Source organism: Rhodococcus pyridinivorans (assembly GCF_900105195.1).
GTDB classification, from domain to species: domain Bacteria; phylum Actinomycetota; class Actinomycetes; order Mycobacteriales; family Mycobacteriaceae; genus Rhodococcus; species Rhodococcus pyridinivorans.
The window spans coordinates 4256490-4274452 of record NZ_FNRX01000002.1 but is presented as its reverse complement, the minus strand read 5'-3'; the positions used below and the strand labels follow the sequence as shown (position 1 = coordinate 4274452).

At 64.3% G+C, this 17963-nt stretch carries 26 protein-coding genes, 1 pseudogene and 1 riboswitch; of the genes and pseudogenes, 19 read left to right on the top strand and 8 right to left on the bottom strand.

Annotated features, from left to right (window positions below):
- The first annotated feature begins 3 nt into the window (after nt 1-3).
- The 17 genes and pseudogenes from BLV31_RS20120 (at nt 4) to BLV31_RS20035 (ending at nt 10309) form a co-directional block, all read left to right on the top strand.
- Nucleotides 4-1731 (top strand): annotated as a pseudogene (locus BLV31_RS20120) (Gp37-like protein).
- 12 nt (nt 1732-1743) lie between these two features.
- Nucleotides 1744-2346: a phage gene 29 protein family protein gene (locus BLV31_RS20110; RefSeq protein ID WP_072740600.1), complete on the top strand. Its 603-nt coding sequence runs from the start codon at nt 1744-1746 to the stop codon at nt 2344-2346.
- A 41-nt stretch (nt 2347-2387) separates the two neighbouring features.
- The gene (locus BLV31_RS25100; protein WP_155738863.1) at nt 2388-2525 is read left to right on the top strand and encodes a hypothetical protein; all 138 of its coding nucleotides are present in this window, start codon (nt 2388-2390) and stop codon (nt 2523-2525) included.
- Nucleotides 2525-3058 (top strand): M23 family metallopeptidase, encoded by a 534-nt coding sequence (locus tag BLV31_RS20100; RefSeq protein ID WP_064061861.1) that lies wholly within the window; start codon nt 2525-2527, stop codon nt 3056-3058. Before BLV31_RS25100 ends, BLV31_RS20100 begins: the two co-directional genes overlap by 1 nt.
- Nucleotides 3055-4014, top strand: a complete 960-nt coding sequence (locus BLV31_RS20095) for a glycoside hydrolase family 25 protein (RefSeq protein ID WP_064061860.1) — start codon at nt 3055-3057, stop codon at nt 4012-4014. Before BLV31_RS20100 ends, BLV31_RS20095 begins: the two co-directional genes overlap by 4 nt.
- Nucleotides 4011-4370, top strand: coding sequence for a hypothetical protein (locus BLV31_RS20090; RefSeq protein WP_139192978.1), 360 nt, complete (start codon nt 4011-4013; stop codon nt 4368-4370). The genes BLV31_RS20095 and BLV31_RS20090 overlap by 4 nt, the downstream gene beginning before the upstream one ends.
- Before the next feature lie 3 nt (nt 4371-4373).
- Nucleotides 4374-4658 (top strand): hypothetical protein, encoded by a 285-nt coding sequence (locus BLV31_RS20085; RefSeq protein WP_064061858.1) that lies wholly within the window; start codon nt 4374-4376, stop codon nt 4656-4658.
- Complete coding sequence (locus BLV31_RS20080) at nt 4655-4861, top strand: DUF7620 family protein (protein WP_064061857.1); 207 nt, start codon at nt 4655-4657, stop codon at nt 4859-4861. Before BLV31_RS20085 ends, BLV31_RS20080 begins: the two co-directional genes overlap by 4 nt.
- Nucleotides 4858-5217: a putative phage holin gene (locus BLV31_RS20075; protein WP_064061856.1), complete on the top strand. Its 360-nt coding sequence runs from the start codon at nt 4858-4860 to the stop codon at nt 5215-5217. Before BLV31_RS20080 ends, BLV31_RS20075 begins: the two co-directional genes overlap by 4 nt.
- Nucleotides 5214-6389, top strand: coding sequence for a fibronectin type III domain-containing protein (locus BLV31_RS25740; RefSeq protein ID WP_139192977.1), 1176 nt, complete (start codon nt 5214-5216; stop codon nt 6387-6389). Before BLV31_RS20075 ends, BLV31_RS25740 begins: the two co-directional genes overlap by 4 nt.
- Complete coding sequence (locus BLV31_RS20065; protein WP_064061854.1) at nt 6386-6841, top strand: hypothetical protein; 456 nt, start codon at nt 6386-6388, stop codon at nt 6839-6841. Before BLV31_RS25740 ends, BLV31_RS20065 begins: the two co-directional genes overlap by 4 nt.
- Nucleotides 6842-7189: an LtfC-like domain-containing protein gene (locus BLV31_RS20060; protein WP_064061853.1), complete on the top strand. Its 348-nt coding sequence runs from the start codon at nt 6842-6844 to the stop codon at nt 7187-7189.
- Between the two features lie 9 nt (nt 7190-7198).
- Entirely contained in the window at nt 7199-7555 is a 357-nt protein-coding gene (locus tag BLV31_RS20055) for a phage tail fiber protein (protein WP_064061852.1), read from the top strand.
- Between the two features lie 152 nt (nt 7556-7707).
- The gene (locus tag BLV31_RS20050) at nt 7708-8544 is read left to right on the top strand and encodes a DUF7257 domain-containing protein (protein WP_064061851.1); all 837 of its coding nucleotides are present in this window, start codon (nt 7708-7710) and stop codon (nt 8542-8544) included.
- Nucleotides 8545-8558: 14 nt separating this feature from the next.
- Nucleotides 8559-8810 (top strand): hypothetical protein, encoded by a 252-nt coding sequence (locus BLV31_RS20045; RefSeq protein ID WP_139192976.1) that lies wholly within the window; start codon nt 8559-8561, stop codon nt 8808-8810.
- Between the two features lie 3 nt (nt 8811-8813).
- The gene (locus BLV31_RS20040) at nt 8814-9095 is read left to right on the top strand and encodes a hypothetical protein (RefSeq protein ID WP_064061849.1); all 282 of its coding nucleotides are present in this window, start codon (nt 8814-8816) and stop codon (nt 9093-9095) included.
- Nucleotides 9096-9097: 2 nt separating this feature from the next.
- Entirely contained in the window at nt 9098-10309 is a 1212-nt protein-coding gene (locus tag BLV31_RS20035) for an SGNH/GDSL hydrolase family protein (RefSeq protein ID WP_064061848.1), read from the top strand.
- A gap of 58 nt (nt 10310-10367) precedes the next feature.
- On the opposite strand, the gene BLV31_RS20030 is transcribed toward BLV31_RS20035, so the two are convergent.
- The 6 genes from BLV31_RS20030 to BLV31_RS20010 all read right to left on the bottom strand — a co-directional run bounded on the left by BLV31_RS20030 (nt 10368) and on the right by BLV31_RS20010 (nt 14888).
- A complete protein-coding gene (locus tag BLV31_RS20030; RefSeq protein WP_081263521.1) occupies nt 10368-10910 on the bottom strand; it encodes an acyltransferase in 543 nt (180 codons plus the stop codon).
- On the bottom strand, nt 10910-11095 hold the full coding sequence (locus BLV31_RS24785) for a hypothetical protein (protein WP_139192974.1): 186 nt from the start codon (nt 11093-11095) through the stop codon (nt 10910-10912). The genes BLV31_RS20030 and BLV31_RS24785 overlap by 1 nt, the downstream gene beginning before the upstream one ends.
- Before the next feature lie 275 nt (nt 11096-11370).
- Nucleotides 11371-11979 carry a DUF2637 domain-containing protein gene (locus tag BLV31_RS20025; protein ID WP_064061847.1) on the bottom strand — a complete coding sequence of 203 codons (609 nt, stop codon included), beginning with the start codon at nt 11977-11979 and terminating at the stop codon, nt 11371-11373.
- A 311-nt stretch (nt 11980-12290) separates the two neighbouring features.
- Nucleotides 12291-13061: an ABC transporter ATP-binding protein gene (locus BLV31_RS20020; RefSeq protein WP_064060088.1), complete on the bottom strand. Its 771-nt coding sequence runs from the start codon at nt 13059-13061 to the stop codon at nt 12291-12293.
- On the bottom strand, nt 13058-13843 hold the full coding sequence (locus BLV31_RS20015) for an ABC transporter permease (protein WP_019288745.1): 786 nt from the start codon (nt 13841-13843) through the stop codon (nt 13058-13060). The genes BLV31_RS20020 and BLV31_RS20015 overlap by 4 nt, the downstream gene beginning before the upstream one ends.
- On the bottom strand, nt 13821-14888 hold the full coding sequence (locus BLV31_RS20010) for an ABC transporter substrate-binding protein (protein WP_259443599.1): 1068 nt from the start codon (nt 14886-14888) through the stop codon (nt 13821-13823). Before BLV31_RS20010 ends, BLV31_RS20015 begins: the two co-directional genes overlap by 23 nt.
- Nucleotides 14871-14967: riboswitch (TPP riboswitch) on the bottom strand. Its footprint overlaps the gene before it by 18 nt.
- Nucleotides 14968-15285: 318 nt before the next feature.
- On the opposite strand from BLV31_RS20010, the gene BLV31_RS20005 reads away from it, so the two are divergent.
- Nucleotides 15286-16998 (top strand): hypothetical protein, encoded by a 1713-nt coding sequence (locus BLV31_RS20005; RefSeq protein ID WP_248846167.1) that lies wholly within the window; start codon nt 15286-15288, stop codon nt 16996-16998.
- Nucleotides 16999-17005: 7 nt separating this feature from the next.
- Here the strand turns inward: BLV31_RS20005 and BLV31_RS25095 are convergent, their stop codons facing one another.
- Entirely contained in the window at nt 17006-17152 is a 147-nt protein-coding gene (locus BLV31_RS25095; protein ID WP_162836409.1) for a hypothetical protein, read from the bottom strand.
- A 219-nt stretch (nt 17153-17371) separates the two neighbouring features.
- Here BLV31_RS25095 and BLV31_RS20000 point away from each other — a divergent pair, with 219 nt between their 5' ends.
- Entirely contained in the window at nt 17372-17569 is a 198-nt protein-coding gene (locus tag BLV31_RS20000; protein ID WP_006553868.1) for a hypothetical protein, read from the top strand.
- A gap of 92 nt (nt 17570-17661) precedes the next feature.
- Here BLV31_RS20000 and BLV31_RS19995 read toward each other — a convergent pair whose 3' ends face one another.
- Complete coding sequence (locus BLV31_RS19995; RefSeq protein ID WP_019288742.1) at nt 17662-17859, bottom strand: CsbD family protein; 198 nt, start codon at nt 17857-17859, stop codon at nt 17662-17664.
- Between the last annotated feature and the right edge of the window lie 104 nt (nt 17860-17963).

Sequence of the window (17963 nt, the reverse complement as noted above, 5' to 3'; positions counted from 1 at the left end):
TCGTTGACTGTTATCGACCAGGAACTATCGCTCGAAGAGCAGTGCCGGGCCATCTGGAACGCGACACAGGAGCACGCCCGCAAAGAACAGCGTCTCCGGGAGATCCCGCCGCTGGTACGCCTGTGGGACGGCGAGATGCGGCTGCAGCACGTCGTGCAGGCCGAGTATTCGGTGCAGGCCGAATTGATCGATGGCGACTCGGGTGTGTTCGAGATCAAGCATCCGTTCGATCATCCGGTCGGGCAGTGGCTGTGGGACGAGCACGGCCGGCTGGAGCGTGGCGAGAAACGCAACGTCAACATCACCATCGACTACTGCGAATCCCGCCTGTCGGGGCTGCTCGAGTATGTCGAGCTTGAAGGTGACGAGGATGGGGACCAGGTCATCACGGCCCGGTTCCTGTCGGACTATGAGCGGCTCAAGTGGTATCACGTCTGGGCCAATCCGTGGCTGCCTGAGTGGATCCAGTTTCCGCGGATTTTCATCTCGGCTGGTCCCGCGACCTGGCTGTTGTCGCTGATTCTCGATCTGCAGCTGCAGCGTGAACGCGAGTCGACGTGGGCGCTGCCGTCGGATCCGATGGACCCGGCGCAACGCACCGACCTGAACCAGTCGACGTGGTCGATGGTTGTCAAGCCGATCAGCTTCGCGCAGGCCATGAACGACGGTGTGCTCTGGTCGATCGCGGCCTCGCGGTTCAAGAACTTCCATGAGTTGGCGCAGCCGATCATGCAGGACTCCGAAGTCTCGCCCGTGATCCGCTGCTATCTCGAGGGTGATCCGCCGCCGTGGCCGGGTGCGAACCTGCGTCACGGCACCCGGGTCGTCAGCTTCGAGGACCGGTCCGGTCGGTTCACCACCGGTGCTGCGACCGGAGGCACGATCTGGGACGGATTGATCCGGACCATCTCCGAGTTCGTCGGGGACTTCATCGATTCGACGTCGAAGCTCGCAACGGACACGACGATCCCGGTGGAGTACTTCGAGCCGGGGAACCGGCGGCCGGCCCGCGGTATGCCGCTTGCGGTGTGGCGGGACGGTGAGATCACCGGACTGGATACGTACCGGATGCGTAAGACCGGGTCCAAGGGGATCCAGGTCATCACAGGCGGGCACTCGATGCCGGGGGTCGCCTAGCCCCCCTGGGGAAACCTAGGGGGGCTAGGCGATCTCGAATCTGCCAATGAACTAATAAACGCAACGATTCAGCTAGCCGGCGATTTGCTCGCGATGATTCCTGGCGTCCCTCCGGTTGGCGGAGCCGCTTCGGCGATCTTGATGCCTTTCGTGGAGGACACGATCTTGGCGTGGATGGTCGCGAGAAGCGCGGCCCGGGCGAACAATCAGGGCTGGACGAGGTACTTCGAGTACTTGTCGTCGGATGGTTCGAAGGCGTACACGATTTCGTCGCTGATGGTGCTGCGTGCTGGTTTCTGGGCGACAAGATCGTACGAGGCCCACGAGTTCTCGGCGCGAGACGGGGCACCCTTCCTGATTGGTGAGACCGGGCACGTGTGGCTGTCCGACCGGGCGGGTTACACGGTGCGCGGTGACAAGACCGGACGCATCTATGTCGACCGGGTCCACAAGGTGCAGTTGTCGTGGGATCGCGAGACCCCACCGACCTGGACGATGACGATCGGCGACGGCTCCGAGCTCGAGGATCCAGTGGCCCAGGCATGGCGCAAGTTCGAAGCCCTGGTGTCTGCGTTCCAGCAGCTCGGGTTCTAGGCAGGAGCACTCTTGGACATCAGCGAATACCCGCCTATCGAAGGCAAACGATTTGACCAGTGGGAACCATGGAGCGGGCGCGGGGTTCCGACCCGCGAGAACTGCGACGAGTCGAATCCCCGGACCCGGTTCCTGTGGATGTTCACCGCGGCGCCGGGGCAGAAGGGTGCTCCGCTCATCATGCCCGTCGAGTTCTACGAGATGCAGTCGTATCACATGTGTGTCCTCGGGGCCGGTATCAAGTCGGAGCCGGAGTTGAAGTGGCGTCCGCCGAAGAACATGGTGGCGAACCAGTGGGGTGCACAGGGCGAATGGGTGGACAAGGACGAGCCTGACGTGCCGCAGCAGACGATGGCCGACATCGTCGCGAAGCTTCCCCAGCAAGACAAGGCAGAACTGAAAGAACTCATCAATTCCAAGCTCGGTATGGAAGATGTGGCGGATCCGGCGGTGCCGTCGGGCTGGTTGCGGGTCGATGATCTCGCGCAACGCCTGAGTCTCGATGTGGATCGGGTGCGGGATTTGCTCGCCGACTTCGGTATGGAAGTCAACGCGTTCGATCTGGTGTCACGTGACATTTCGGAGCGCATCACAGCACACCTGGGGTTGACGTGAATCCGGATCCGGATCTGATTCGGATCCCGATGCTGGCACGAATGTTGGGTGTGTCGCGCCAGGTGTGTGAGGACGCGGTGATGGCGGCGGGCCTCGATCCGGTGACGGGTGTGCACCGCACTCGCGTCGAGCAGGTCCGCGAAATCGTCGTCGAATGGATCAGAGAGGGCAGAATCTGATGACTAATCGATATTGGCCTCTCAAACGCGGCCACGTGGTCACCTCCGGTTTCGGGCCCCGATGGGGCGGAATGCACTTCGGCGTCGACTTCGGATGGGACGGCGGCTCCGGTGGTCTACCCATCTACGCCGTGCAGGGCGGCACCGTCGTCAACGTCGGACCGGCTTCCGGGTTCGGGCAGTGGATCGTGATCGACCACCCCACCGAGGACGGCTCGGGCACCACGGTGTACGGGCACATCATCCCCGAGGTCCGCTACGGCCAGCGCGTCGAAGCGGGCCAGCGGATCGGGCACATCAATCCGGACTCCCGCACGAACGGCGGCGTCGCTCCGCACTTACACCTCGAGTGGCACCGGGCCGTGTGGTCACCTCCCGGCCCGAATCGACTCGACCCACTCCCACTCCTCGCCGGGGCGCTGTTCCCGGACGAGGTGCCCCCGGCGCCGGCACCCACTGCGCAGCGTGAGGGTTACTCCGACTACGTGCGGGAAGGGTTCGCGCAACTCGTCCCGCCGAAGGGAAACCGATGACCATCTACGGCATCGACATTTCGAACCATCAGCGTGATTTCGACTTCGCGGCGGCCAAGCGAGAAGGATTTGTCTTCGCCACCCACAAAGTCACCGAGGGCGACGGCTACCGCGACCCGTACTGGCCCCGCGCCCGAGACCAGATGCGCCAGCACTTCCGGGGCCTGTTCGGCGGATACCACTTCGCACGCAACAACGTCGACGTGAACCGTCAGGCCGACGCACTCCTCGCACACCTTGGCGACCCGAGCATTCCGGTGCAGCTCGACTACGAGGACACCAGCAACCGAGGCTCCATCGACAATATGAAGGCCCTCATCCGGGCCATCGAAGAGCGCGGGATGCGGGTGTTCGCGAACTATCTGCCTCGCTGGTACTGGACCGGCCACATGGGCGCACCCCGACTGGACGGCACGCCGCCGATCTGGAACAGCCACTACGTGAACGGAACCGGCTACGCCTCCGTCCTCTACCCGGGCGACGGGCACGCCGGATGGGCCGAGTTCCACACCGGCGCACCCCCGGTCGTCCTCCTGCAGTTCTCCGAACGCGGACAGGTCGCCGGCCAAGCCGTCGACGTCAACGCCTTCCGAGGCACCGAGCACGAACTTCGCGCGCTGTTCGGCAGCGCCCAACCCAAGGGGGAACCCGTGGCAGACATCGTCGAGCAGGGAGCAGGGCAGCTGCATCCGCAGCCGGGCCGCCTGCGCCCGATCAACCGGCAGCAGAACGTCAACCCGTCGACACGTACCCCGGCCGAGCCGTGGCCCTACGACATCTGGTGCGACATCTGGAACGAAACCGTGTTCGACGGCTACGACATCCGCCCCGAATACGCCGACGTCCCCGACGACGTCGGCCGCTCCCTCGTGGCGCTGGTGCAGACCGTCGCGGCGCGGCAGGTCCGCATCGAGTCCAAGCTCGACCAGTTGCTCAACCGGAAAGAGGGCGCATGATGACGTTCGCAGAGATCCGCAAAGCGATCATCGCCGCGGCAGCACTGATCGCCACCGGCGGCCCGCAGCTGCTCGTCTACGGCGACCTCCTGCCCCAGTGGGCGGCCATTGCCATCACGATCACCACGATCATCGCCGGCATCATCGGCGTCTGGGCGGTGCCGAACAAGCCGCTCGCCGCGAAGGTCGGGCAAACCATCGACTCACTGCAGGATCTCGCGCCGATCCTCCGGCAGATCGTCCGCGAGGAAGTCCGGCCGACGCCGGTAGCCGCACCCCAGGGCACGAGCCCAGCCATCACACACGCCAGCGATCTGCGGGAGCAGTACGTCGATCCATTCATCCGCAGGGGGTAGCGCATGGAGCAGTTCTCGGCGTTCTTCACCTCCGACATCGGCCTCGGCGGCATCCTCTCGGCAGTCATACTGCTCATCATCTTCGGCGGCCTCGTCCCATGGAGGCAGCACCGAGCTGCACTCGCCGAGAAGGACCGGCAGATCGAAGAGCACCGCGAAGACAAGCTGGTGCAACGCAAGATCATCGACGAGCAGGCGTCTCAAATCTCCCTGCTCATCCCGAAGATCGAACTGTCGGTGCACATGGCCGAAACGCTGAAAAAACTCGGTGCAGGGGAGGGGCTGTGACGTGGTGGAGAAAGAAGCAGAAGCCCGAATCCACGGCGGTGAAGAGGGCGCGGGCGGAGCGGATCGTGACCGAGCAGCGGCTCGAGCAGGTGCAGGCGCAACGCGAGTATGTGGAGCGCTTGGCCGAACTTGCGGAGAAACACATCAGGGTGAACGGGTTTGGTGCGTCTGCCGCGGCGGCGATGAGGAGGCGGAACGCATGAGACGGATCATTCTGCCGGTGGCTGCGGTCGCCTGCGGTGTGGTGGTTGCGGTGTTCGATCCGCAGGAGGAAGCCCGCATTCTGCTGACGACCATGACAGTCCTGGCGTGGCTGTTTGTCGCACTGTACGGGTTCCGTTCTCCGTGGCGCACCACCGAGGCCGGCAAGACCCTGATGTACACGGCGGCCGCTCTCGGTCTGATCGGGCTGCAGCTGATATCGGTGTGGTGGCTCGGCGACTACACGTGGCGCAACGAAGTACGAGCTGTCACCGTCATTGTGCTGTTGCTGGCGTTGCTGCATCGGCTGATTGTGCTGTGGGAGTTCCAGCATGAGGACGTTGAGGAGGAGCGGTGACTTCACCTGATGGCGCCTCACCCGACGGATCGCTGGGCGTAGGAGCATTCGCTGCTCGGCAGGCGCAGACCGAAGAACAAGCGAAGAACGAAGCCACCAACGGAGCTTGGAAAGGCTCATGGAACGGCGCCCAGAACAACATGAAGTCGGAGTTCATCTCCGCACCCCTGTTCAACGGTGAAGTGGTTCGCCTCGACAACCGGATCGACGAGGTCGTGTTCGGATCAGAGCGGGCTTTCCTCTACACCTACTCGGAATCCGATGTGTGGGAGAAGCATCCGGCCGCGTACAAAGTCGTGGTCGATGCTTTTTCTGGATCGTCCGGTGGCCGCAACGGCGTAAGCAACACCCGAGGTGGCGCCGGCGGATACAGCGGTGGGTGGGACCGAGCCACGTTCACCGGATCCGAACTGGAAGACCTCCCAAATGCGGTGTCGGTCACCATCGGTCCCGGCACCACCGGAGGTTCCCCGGAGCAGGCTGGTTCAACATCGTTCGGAAGCTACCTGACCGTTTACGGGGCCACCGCCGACAACTACGGTTCCGGTGCACGCACCTACAAGATTCGCGGCGGTGACGGCGGAAACGAAACCCTCAACGGCTCGGCCGGTGGTAACGGACCCTTCAACCCCGGTGGATCCGGTGGACTCCGAACCGGAGGCAACGGCGGTAACGGCGGGCATGGTTTCAGCGTCGGCGTAGGGCAGATCGGTGTCGGCTCCGCTGGCGGCGGCGGTGCTGGAGGCACCAGCATCTTCGGCCGCGGCGGCAACGGCGGACATGGCGGATGGCCATCTGCGCCCGGAGGCGGAGGTGGTGGTGGATACGGGGGCGTCGGCACCGGAGGAAACGGCGCCGCGGGTGCCGTGTTCGTGACGGTGTATGTGGCGGACGAACTCGGTGTTGCCCCCTCGACCCCCACGAACCTCGCGATTGCCAATCTGACGGCGACGTCAGCGAAGGTGACGTGGACGGCGTCGATCGATGACGTGATGGTCAAGCACTATGTGCTGTTCCTGGACGGCACACGTTATGGGGTGGTCAACACCACGTCGAATGACTTCGTGAACTTGACGCCCGCGACCACGTACACCGTCAGAGTGCAGGCCGTCGATCTCGGTGATAACGCTTCGGAATTGTCGGCCCCCCTGCAGTTCACCACTTTGGTGTGAAGGAGATTGTGTTGCCGACAGCAAAAATCGTGGCGGACGGTATCGCAGGGTTCGCCGGTCTGGCGACCTTGTACCAGATCGACCCGCCCATTCAAGGAACCGACCACATCATCGTTTACCACCGTCCCCGCATCTACGGTCAGCCCGGGCAGATGACAGTGGTGTTGTCGACCCCAGACGGCGGTGTGTACGGGCGGGAAGTGCGTGCTCAGCCCGGCACGTACACCACGGACGAGCCGAATCACTATCTAGCGCTGCAGTTGGCCGGCGGTTATTCGCTCGTTGGGCCTGGCGCGGAGAACCCTCCAGAATCGGACATGTTCGACCCGGCCGCGCACACAGTGACCGAAGTCAACGACTACCTCAACAACGCCGACCCTGCCGAGCAGGCGCGGGTTTTGGAAGCAGAGCGTGCCGGCAAGGCCCGCAAGGGAATTCTGGGAGGAAACTAGATGGCAGGCTACTCCCCGGTGCGCGAGAACCTGATCCTCACTCGCGGCGCCGACTTCATCCACATCTACCGCAAACACCCTTCAGATCCGGACTTTCCAGCAGGAACGACAGCGGAAATCGTGATCACCAAATCGAATGCGATGAACGCAGAAGTGTTAGCAACCTGGCCGGCCGAGGACGTATCCGCCGATGAGGTGTCGTTCTGGGTGCAGTCCACATCGACGGATGCGATCCCGGACCGGCCAGCACCGTCATGGCGTCTGCTGGTGCACTATCCGCCGCCGATCGACGGCGCGGAGATTCAGGACTGGTGCTGGTACCGCGGCACGGTCAAGCGAGAACAGTAGGAGACACCCATGGCGAAGATGACCAATGCGTTCCGCGAATCCGTGGCCCTCGCCGCGACCGCTCAGGGCGCATATATCAGCTTGCACACATCAGATCCGACGACGACCGGCAACGGAGAGGTCACCGGTGGCACACCGGCGTATGCACGGAAACAGACAACTTGGACCGGTGGCGCTTCGGATGGCAGCGTGGTGGGCACCGAGGTGTCGTTCGATATTCCGGCAGGAACATACACACACATCGGGTGCTGGACGGCAGCGACAGGCGGCACTTACTTGTGGTCGCAGGCGATCAACGGCATCACGTTCCCCGGTCAGGGTGTGCTGAAGATTTCACCGATCTTCCAGGTTCCTCAGGGGTCCTGATGACGTACCCGGGTCTTCTTACCTTCCCGGGGTCGTTGACGTTCCCGGGTGGCTGGTCGTTGGTGTGGCCACCTCCAGGGGTTGTGTCGATGTCGGTGGCGAAACGCCCCCTGGTAGGGGTATCTGCAGCATCGCGGGGCACGGTACCTTCGGTGATGCCGTGGCGTCCGAAACTCGACATCGAGATCCCCGTGTCGATTGGGGTCTCGGCGACTGCGATCGGGGTGATGTCGGCTGCTGTGACGATTCCGCTGGATATGCGGGTCGACTATGTGGCGGACGCGATCGGCGGGTCGGTGGCGATGACTGTGGATGTGTCGTTGCCTGTTGAGGTCGGGTTATCGAGTTTCCCGAGTTTCAGCCCGGTCGTGGATATTCCGGTCGAGGTGCAGGCGTGGACGACGATCGCGGGGAGCTCGGACACATTCAACCGTGCCGATGGCGCGTTGGGCGCGGGGTGGCAGTCGTTTTCGATGGCTCCGGTCATTGCTGGCAACAAGGCTCAGGCTGGCTCCGGCGGCAGCAACAACACCACGAACATACACGCATCGCTCAATTCGGTGTCGCTACCTGGGATTGACCAGGAAGTGCAGTTCACCATTGTTGCTCCGACGGGCACGCTCGACGCCGATCGTGGTGTGGGAGCGATCGTTCGCGGCACCGGTATCACGCAGCGCACCTATGTGGTCGGAGGTGTCACCGGTTCTGCGGCATACATCAACACCTATCAGAACGGTACTGCGACGCAGGTTGCGAACCGCACCAGCTTGACGTTCTCGGCTGGGAACACGCTCGTGTTTCGTGTCCAGGGCAACAAGTACGCGCTGCTGCGAGACGGTGTGGAGATTTTGGTGTGGACCGATTCGAGCAATGCGTTCCCGGTGGATTCGACGTTCACCCGGTGGGGGTTCGAGGTGGCGAACGTCAAGTCGTTTTATTCGACGTCGTACGGCTACGCGGTTGACACGATTTCTGGCCGAACTATATGAGCGAAGGGGCCGTGATGGCTTACAGCAAGTTTCATTCGCAGTGGCGGGACCGGCCGAACTATACGACGCCGGTCACTGCGGCGGCGCTCGATCATATTGAGGAAGGGATCGTTGAGGCGCATCGCCTGGCCGAGGCCGGCGCCGGCGGGGGAGGCGGTGGGATCTTCCTCGACTCCGACGGCGTCCCCTACTTCGATACCTCGGCCACCGGTGGTGGCTCGATTGCTCTGGACGTCGACGGCGTCCCCTACGTGACGGGAGTCTGATCCATGACATCACCAGGTACTCGGCCGGCGTCACAGCGCCTGGTCACCGAGGAGACCGTCGACGACCACATCACACGGGTCGGGGATTCCACTTATGGGCGGGCGTTCCCTGCCTCGCAGACCATCGGCTATGCGAACGGCAACGTCACCTCTGTGACCGAGGACGGCATCACCACGACGTACACGTACAACGCGGACGGCACGGTCGACACCGACACCCGCGCCGGGGTCACCCGCAAGTACACATACACGAATGGCAACCTGACCAAGATCGAGGTGCAGTAACGATGGACCCTGTGACCCTCGGTATGGCGAAGGCTGCCGCAAAACGCAACCACGCCCCACTCTTCACCGAAACCCAATACCGCCGCCGTGGTGGCCCACGCGACATCTTCTTCATCGGCTCGTCCTCGATCGCTCGTGGTTCCGAAGCGTCCTACGTCGGGCACAACAAGGTCGGGTTTGGGTACTTCACCGACGCCGCCTACGTCGGATGGGCGCAGATCCAATCGAACGGACTGTGGCGATACGCAGGGCAGGCCGCGACCGGTGGATACTCCGCGATGCAGGTACGTGACGAGCACCTACCCGTCGCGATGGCAGCGAAGCCGTGGGCGTGTGTGGTGCACTGCGGGCAGAACAGCATCGACATGTTCGCTGACACTCTTGCCGCACTCGATACCGTCTACACCCAGCTGATCGCGGCGAACATCATGCCGATCATCGTCACAGTGCAGCCCCTCGACAACATCGTCGACGCGTCGCTCGTGAACAAGCTGAACGTGTGGCTGCGCCGTCGCGCACGCGAACTGGGTGTTCCGCTGATCGACTCACACAAACTGTTCACCGACCCCGCCACGAACAAGTGGCTTCCCGCATACAGCGACGGCGACAGTGTGCACTCGAACGCGGCCGGAGCGAAGGCGTTGGCGAAACTCTTCAACGACACACTCGCGCCGTGGCTGCCCACATTCGGGGCGTTCGACTTCGCGCACTCCGAACCCGACGCCTCACTACTGATGCAAAAGCCGATCATGATGAACAAGGTCGGCACCTTCGTCGAGTCCTGGTCGGGCAGCCTCGGCACCGGGGCTGTAGTGACGCAGGCCGATCATGCCGACGTCGCTGGAAAACTGTTGACGATCACCTATGACGGATCAGGTTCGGGAGTCACTACATTCGTTGGCGCCACTCAGACGCTTGTGGCGGGACGCAGGTACCGACTCGGATTCAAGTCCAAGTTTGTCCGTCCCGGTGCAGGTCGAATCACGTTCCGGCTCGCGCAGCAGCCCGTGTCCACGGAGGACAAACTTTTCGGGTTCCGAGTGGAGCAAGGGTACGAACTCGGCAGTTACGTGCAGGAATGGACGATGCCGGCGGGGTTGTCGTCGTACACGTTCCGGCCTGCCTTCACGCTCGATAACTCGCCCGCATCGGGAACGGTGTTTCAAATGGGGCAGTTCACGTGGCAAGACCTGACCGGTCAGGGAATCGTCTAGGGCATTGCATCGCGGCTCAGCCAGACAAAAGTGACTGAGCCGCGATGCGCTCGAGCGCCTAGACGGGTAGGGGCTTCTTCGCCTCTGCCGGGACGCCGGCGTACAGGGTGTGGTCCTCGCAGTCGCTGCGCACCACCGAACATGCGCCGACAATCACGCCCTCGCCGATGGTGACGCCGGGAAGGACTGTCGATCCCACAGCGATCCGGGAGCCGTCACCGATGGTGATCGGCGATCCGAAGCCGCGCCCCGACCGCCGCTTAGGGTCGGAGCTGTCGTGGTCCGATGTCAGGAACCGGGCGTCGGCTCCGATGGAGACGCGTCGGCCGATTGTGATTCCCTCTCGGGTATCGAACATCACCCGGTAGGAAACCACAGTCCCCGGACCTATCCGCACGTTGCTCGACTTGAATATGACATGCGCGCGGATGATGGCCCGGCGGTCGATGCCGGGAATGAAGAGCCGCAGTAGCTGTGTGCGGATTCGGGCGGGGAAGATGAATAGTCCGAGTACATCGTTCACGATGAACAGCCACAAGACCGAGTGGTGATCGCCGGCCTCGCGCCACAAGACTTCGCGAATTTTGGAGGCGAGGTTCATCACTGCGAAATGCGGATGGGGTATTCGGACTCAGCGACGGCGGCGAGTACCGCTTCACTGAAAGGCTCCGGTGCGAGGTCAGGGTTCTGTTCTGCGACTGTTCGGAGAAGTGACCATGCGCGGTCGAGTGCCATCCCTTCTCTGATCGGGATAGCCAGGTACGGAGCAAGCTCGTGGTCAGTCATGTACCGGATTGTCCCGCATCTACGCCGAGTCGCAATCCGAAGCCGCTCGTAACGCATCCCGCGGCCCCGCATGAAATGACCCCCGTTCTCTTCGGAGAGCGGGGGTCATTCGTCGTCTCGGAACCAAACCAGCAACCGTCGCGTCCAACCTCACATGAACGTCGACGAGGTTCGCGACCTACTGTCCGTTATGGGGATGCTCGAGCACTTAGGAATGAGGAGCGCGGGCGGTGCTTCCCGGAACCGTAGTCCCCACCGCCCGCGCAGCGAAGAGTCTACGACGACGCACCGACACTCACCTCCTCAGCAGCCTTGATCCACCGTCGCACCGTCGTCTCGGTCACCCCGACTGTCTTTGCGACGGCGCGCTGAGACATGTCGGTGGTGGCGAGCAGCTCAAGCGCCCAGGCGCGACGGTCGACTGTCTCGGGTTCCGATTCGGGTGCGACCTCCTCGACTACCGGCGGCGCAGGCTCGACCTCGGGGACGTCGCACTCGGGTCGCACCTCCTCAGCCTGTGACAGCTGGACGGCAAGGTGAGGTGCGACCAGAAGGCACAGCGGCGGCACGACCGACACCGCGGCGGCGGCGAAGGGGGGCAGCGGCCCCGGCGGCAGCAGCTGAGTCGCGACGGCTGCGACCATGGACATGAGAGTGCCGGCGGCCAACAGCGTCCAGGCGTAGCTGCGGCCGGTGTCGAGTCTCAGGACGCCGCGGGTTGCGACGATGGTGAGTCCGTCGACTATGAGCGGCCATGCGTGGGCGGCGTAGGTGCCGTAGCCGGCGCGCTCCGCGAGGTCGACGAGTTTGGTGTAGGACAGCCCGAATGCGAGGACCGCGATGGCGATCGTCGCCCAGCTGTCGATGGTGTGGACACGTTTCATGGGTTCCTCCGGGGAAGAGCGAAGGGAGACGAAAGTTGTCACGGAGTTGTCACAACTCACGCCACATGAGCAAGGTCCAACCTGTGCCACACGGCGAATAACACCAGGTGGCGGCATCACACTATGCCGCACTACGGGTATCGAATGGACTTAAAATCCGCACAGTGTGGGTTCGAGTCCCACTGGGGGCACAGGTCCGGGGTCGTCCCCGATGCATCCGCTACCGCTCTCGCTATCCGCTACAACAATTTGCCGTAGCGGATAGCGAATCTTGTAGCGGATGCACTGGTGGCGAACAGTTCGGCCGGCGACTATCCCGAGGGCAACCTCTGCTGCTCCTCGTGTCGTGACCGGTGCAGGACCTCCATGAGCTCGTGTTCGAGCGCCACGAACTCGCTCGACACGCACGTCTCCAGGGTTCGAGGTCGGGGCAGGTGCACACGCACCTCGTGCTGCACCCGCGTCGGTCGCGGACCGAGGACGACGACCCGATCGGACAGCAACACCGCCTCGCGGACGTCGTGCGTCACCATCAGCACCGTCCACCGATGCTGCTGCCACACCTGCTGCAACCACAGTTGCATCTCGGTGCGGGTCAGCGAATCGAGTGCGCCGAACGGCTCGTCGAGCAGGAGCACGTCGCGCCCCTGCAGCACCGTGCGTGCGAGCGACGCGCGTTGACGCATACCGCCCGACAGTTGGTGCGGGGCAGCGTCCTCGAAGCCGGCCAGGCCGAAGGTCGGCAGCAGTTCGCGGGCGCGGGCACGAGCGTCGGATCGCTGTACACCCTGCACCTCGAGCCCGAGTGTGCAGTTGTCGAGCACCGTCCGCCACGGGAACAGCAGGTCCTTCTGCGGCATCAGCGCGACCTGCGCGGGTGCCGCGGGGGAGTCGCCGACGAGAACCTCTCCGGTGTCGGGTTGCTCGAGTCCCGCGACGATCGAGAACAGCGTCGACTTGCCGCACCCACTCGGCCCGATGAGGGACACGAACTCGCCGGGCTCCACAGCACAGTCGATGCCGTCGATCACCGCCCGGTCGCCGTACGACTTGTGGACCGAGGCCACCGTCACCGCATTCATCTCTCACCCCTCGTGAGCGCCCACGGCGCGACCATCCGTTCGACGACGAACGTCAGCGCGTACAGCAGGAGTGACAGAGCAGCGGTCACCACTACGGCAGCGAGCACGAGATCGGTGCGGAACGAGTTCTTCTGCGTGCTCATGTAGATGCCCAGACCGGATGTCGCGCCGACGTATTCGGCGAACACCGCACCCACGACGGCGTAGGTGATGCCGATCCGCAGGGCGGTGAAGAAGCGGGGGAGCGCGGATGGCAGGCGCACGTAACGGAACTGCTGCCACCGCGACGCGCCCATACTGCGTAGCAACGCGCCCGCCTCCCGGTCGGCCGCCGCGAACCCTTCGAGCAGCCCGATCGCGACGGGGAAGAACGTCACCAGCGCGATGACGAGGATCTTCGGTAGCAGTCCGAAACCGAACCAGATGATCATCAACGGCGCGATCGCGATGATCGGCAGGGTCTGCGACACCACGAACAACGGCACGAGGGCCCGCCGCAACCAAGGCGAGAAGTCTACGACGATCGCGAGGGCCCACGCCAGTGCCAGCGACACGGCGAACCCGACCATCGTGACCTGCAGAGTGGACCAGGCGTGCCCGGCGATGTCGACGCGATGAGACCACCCCTGCGTGAGAACGCGTGCGGGGGAGGGCAACACCTGCGGGCGGACACCGCTCACCACGACGTACGACTGCCAGATCGCGACCAGAGCCCCGGCGATGAGCAGCGCGGGAAGGAGCCGACGTGCGCGGCCGATGCTATCGGTCTTCGAGGTAGTCATCGGTGACATAGGTCGACCAGTCCGGCTCGGTCGTCAACGGGCTGCCGTCGGGTCCGGACAGCACGCCGTTCTCGTACAGGAACCGGGCATAGCCCGACCATTTCCCGGCGTCGAGGACTCCGACGGCGCCGGAGGCGTCACGCATGTACTCGGCGGCGAGCATGCGCTGGCTCTCGTAGACGAGTTCCTCGTCGGGGAAGGCCCCGGGGTTCGCCTCGAGCAGCGCCCGGGCTCCACGATCGGGGTCGTCGGCGGCGATCCGGTAACCCTGGTGCAGCGCCTGCACGAAAGCGCGTGCCTGCTCCGGGTTCTCCGTCATCCAGTCCTCGTTGCCGTCGACGACGATCGCGTACGCGTCGGGGAAGCCGTAGTCGGTGAAGCCGAAGTACCGCATGGGCAGGCCGCGGTGCTCGGCCTCGAGACCCTCCCACGCCAGGTACGACACGGTGAAGTCGGCGGTCGACGAGTAGACGGCCTCGTACGACGACGTCCCGAGCGTCACGTTCTCGAACTCACCGCGACCACCGTCGTTGCGGATCACTTCGGCGAGCATCTCGTCCTCACCAGGGTTGGCGAAGCCCGCGAAGGTCTTGCCGTCGAGATCCGCCGGCCGCGTGATCTCGGCGTTGTCGGCCCGCACGGCGATCCCCGTCGCCCAGTGCTGCAGCGGTGCGAGGACCGCGACGGTCCGGGACCCGGCGGCTCTGGCGATGGTCGATGTGGCGTGCGTGGAGATTCCGAACTCGGCGCTACCCGCGTCGACGAGGGTGTCGGGGGTCGCGTTGTTGTACGGCAGGATCTCGACGTCGAGACCCGCATCGGCGAACAGACCTTCCTGCTGCGCCACGTACAGGCCGGTGTGATTGGTGTTGGGCGTCCAGTCCAACGCGAATCGGATGGTGTCGCTCCCGGAATCGGACGAGCACCCGACGACCGCGGAGAGTGCGGCGACGAGGGTGAGCAGTCCGGCGAGAGTCCGCCGCGCCTTCACTGCGCGGGCAGGGGACGGATCGATGTGGGTACAGGCGTGGTCATGTCGGGACATCCCTTCGTCAGCATTACCTGGTCAGGTTCGACGGGTGTGATCTCAGCCCCGCTCGTGCGGAGCACCCCGTGTCACGGGCGACCCTAGCACCATGCCCTCCTGGGGCCGCCGGGACGGGAGCAGAACGGAAGATGTGACCCGAAGTTACGGAAATGCCCAGGTCAGGATGTCACCCTCACATTTCACCCGCAACGGAAGGATCGAAGATCCCGACTCTTCGAGTGATGGTCCCTGCCACCTCCCCCGAACGGCAGGGACCGTCGCTCTGCGCATGTCTCTCCCTTGCGCGGACGATGAAGGGCCGTCGGTGAACTCCGACGGGTCCGTTCTTCTGTTGTTTCCGTAGACCCGACTCCCGCAACGGTGTTCAATACGCACGAACCGATCGGGGGATGGGATGCGCGCAATGATGGGCGCCGCGATGGCTGCGGCGGTGATGGGAAGTGTCCTGACGGCATCGGTGGTGTCGGCGGAGACGAGCGGACGCACCGAAATGCCGTATGACTCGTCGGCGCCGCTGGCCGGCGAGGTGCTCGGGTCCGTGGTGTCGATACCCGTGCCGCTGCCGGCGGAAGCGGGACCGCGACCCGCCGCGTGCGACCGGTTGTCGTATCTGCGGTGGCGGTCGGCCGACGGACCGGAGAGTTCGGCCGACGCCGACCGGATCCTCGTCGCCCAGCCCGGGATCTTCGAGGGAGCGGGCGCGTTCGAGAGCGTCGCGCGCAACACCGTCGTCGCGGCCGCGGCCCGTGGTGCCCACGTCGAGTTCTGGGCACTCGACCGGCGATCGAACTGCCTCGAGGACCACACCGGTACCCGGGCGGCACTGCGGACGGGTTCGCTCGACACCGCGACCGACTACTACTTCCGCGGTGCCGAAGTGGACGGGCGACGATTCGCCGGCCACGCGAGCGGCGCCGACGTCGCGTGGCTCTCGCATGTCGGCATCGAGCAGACGCTGCGCGACCAGTACGACCTGCTGCGTCACGAACTCTCCGACCCGGAACTGCGGAAACGGAAAGTGTTGTGCGGCGGACATTCTCTCGGTGGTTTCATCACCGGCTACTTCGCGGAATGGGACTTCGACGGAGATCCCGCCACCACGGGCGACGCCGGTTACAACCAGTGCGGCGGGTACTTTGCGCTCGATACGGTGATCGAGGCGGGAGCGCCCTCCCCCGGGCAGAGTGCCCTCCCGGATCTGCCCGAAGCGGTCTCGGCGCCAGTCGATGCGTTCTTCGGCTCCATCTCGACGGCATCGCCGGTGCTGGCACTTCCCACGGTCATCAATCCCGAGACGACGAATCTGCTCGCACTCACCGGACTCGCCGCGCGACTGGACCCGGACAGCACCGACGGCATTGTCCCGCGCATGCCCGACAACCCGAACATCGACTGGACGTTGCGCACTCTGTTGTCGGGGGACTACGCGATGTTCGCGACGGGCGACCCGGATGTGCGGACGTTGAACGCGACCAACGAGGCGGTGCTCGGCGCGATCCTCGACGACAATTCGCAACCGCTGGGGTTCCTGCAGGTGAGCGTCGGATTCATTACCGGGGCGCCCGTGCGCGACAAGCTGTTTCCTGTTCCCGCCACGCCGGAGGTGCTCGGGTCGGGATTCTTCGGCGATGCGCTCAAGGCGTCGCCGGCGGTGTTCGCGGATCCGGGAGTCGTCTACCGGTGGCTCGACTACGACGAGGTGGGCACTGGGGCGTCGTCACCCGACGAGGCGCGGTACACCGATCGGGGGAGCGAGGTGACGTCGATCGCGGAGCTGGCGCGGAATCTGTCGGAGCCACCACTGGATTTCACCGAGTGGTACTTCCCGTCGAGGCTTCCGTTCGACCTCGCATCGGCGACCCGCTTCGAAGGGCATCTCCACCGCGACGGTGTCGCGCGCAATCCTGTGGTGACGCTGGTGGCGAGCGGCGGGATCCCGTTGCCGGAGAGGGATCATCCGAACGAACGCAGGTGGGTGCTGCCCGGATACAAGCACATCGATGTACTCACTGCGGCCGCTGATCAGAACGACGGGCGGCCCGAGCAGGTATCGCAGACGCTCGCCGACTTCGCAGCCGACCGAGTCGGTAGCTTCACAGTCGGATGAGGCGGGATCAGGCGCCGCGCGCGGAGAAGATCGAGGTGTAGTCGTGGGGACCGCCCACTTCGGCGACAGCGGTGACGGGTTCGGTCTCGGCGTCGGTCTCCGGAGTGGTGGGCGCGAGGAAGAGGGGTCCGTCGAATTCTTTGTTCTGGCTCATGGCCGTCCTTTCGGGTGCGGCCGGGTAGACCCGGCCGTGGGGCAGTGCGAAGAAGAGGGGCCGCGGTACACGCGGCGGGGAACTCTCACGTCCGGTTCGGAACCTTCGGGCACTGTGGTGCGAGGTTGCTCATCATGTGCGAGCCGAACGATGTCTCCACCCTACACCAGAAGGTTCGCGCGACGTTTGACCGGCGAGTCGCGTGGGAAGACACTCGGCATGGCTACCTACAGAGTGATCGACCCGACCGGGAACGTCGTGGATACCAAGGAAATCGAGAGCGCGGACGACGCGCACGCCTGGTTCGTCGACCAGCGCGCCGACAACAGCGAACTCGGCTGGCGTATGGAGGCGCAGAACGAGCAGGACGGTACCTGGCACTTCTTCGACGACACCGAAGGCACCTCCTCGAAGTAGTCCCGGCAGCACCCCGTGAGAGCGGGGTGCTGCACGCACCGACACAGCGCGGTGCCGGTAGTCGCAACTACCGGCACCGCGCAGTTCAAGGGCTACTTCTTGAAAGCGTCCTTGACGTTCTCGACGGCGTCCGAGACCTTGTCGCCTGCCTGCTTCAGACCGCTGGAGGCCTGGTCGCCGCGACCCTCGGCTTCGAGATCACGATCGCCGGTCGCCTGACCGGTGTTCTCCTTGATCTTGCCGCCCGCTTCTTCTGCCTTGTGCTTTGCCTTATCGACGAAGTCGGCCATGGGGTCCTCCTGTGTCATCGAACGTTGCTCTGACGGAGTACCCCACCCGAACAGCCTGAAACCGAACACGACCGGCTCGTCCGTGTCAGACTTCGACACAGACA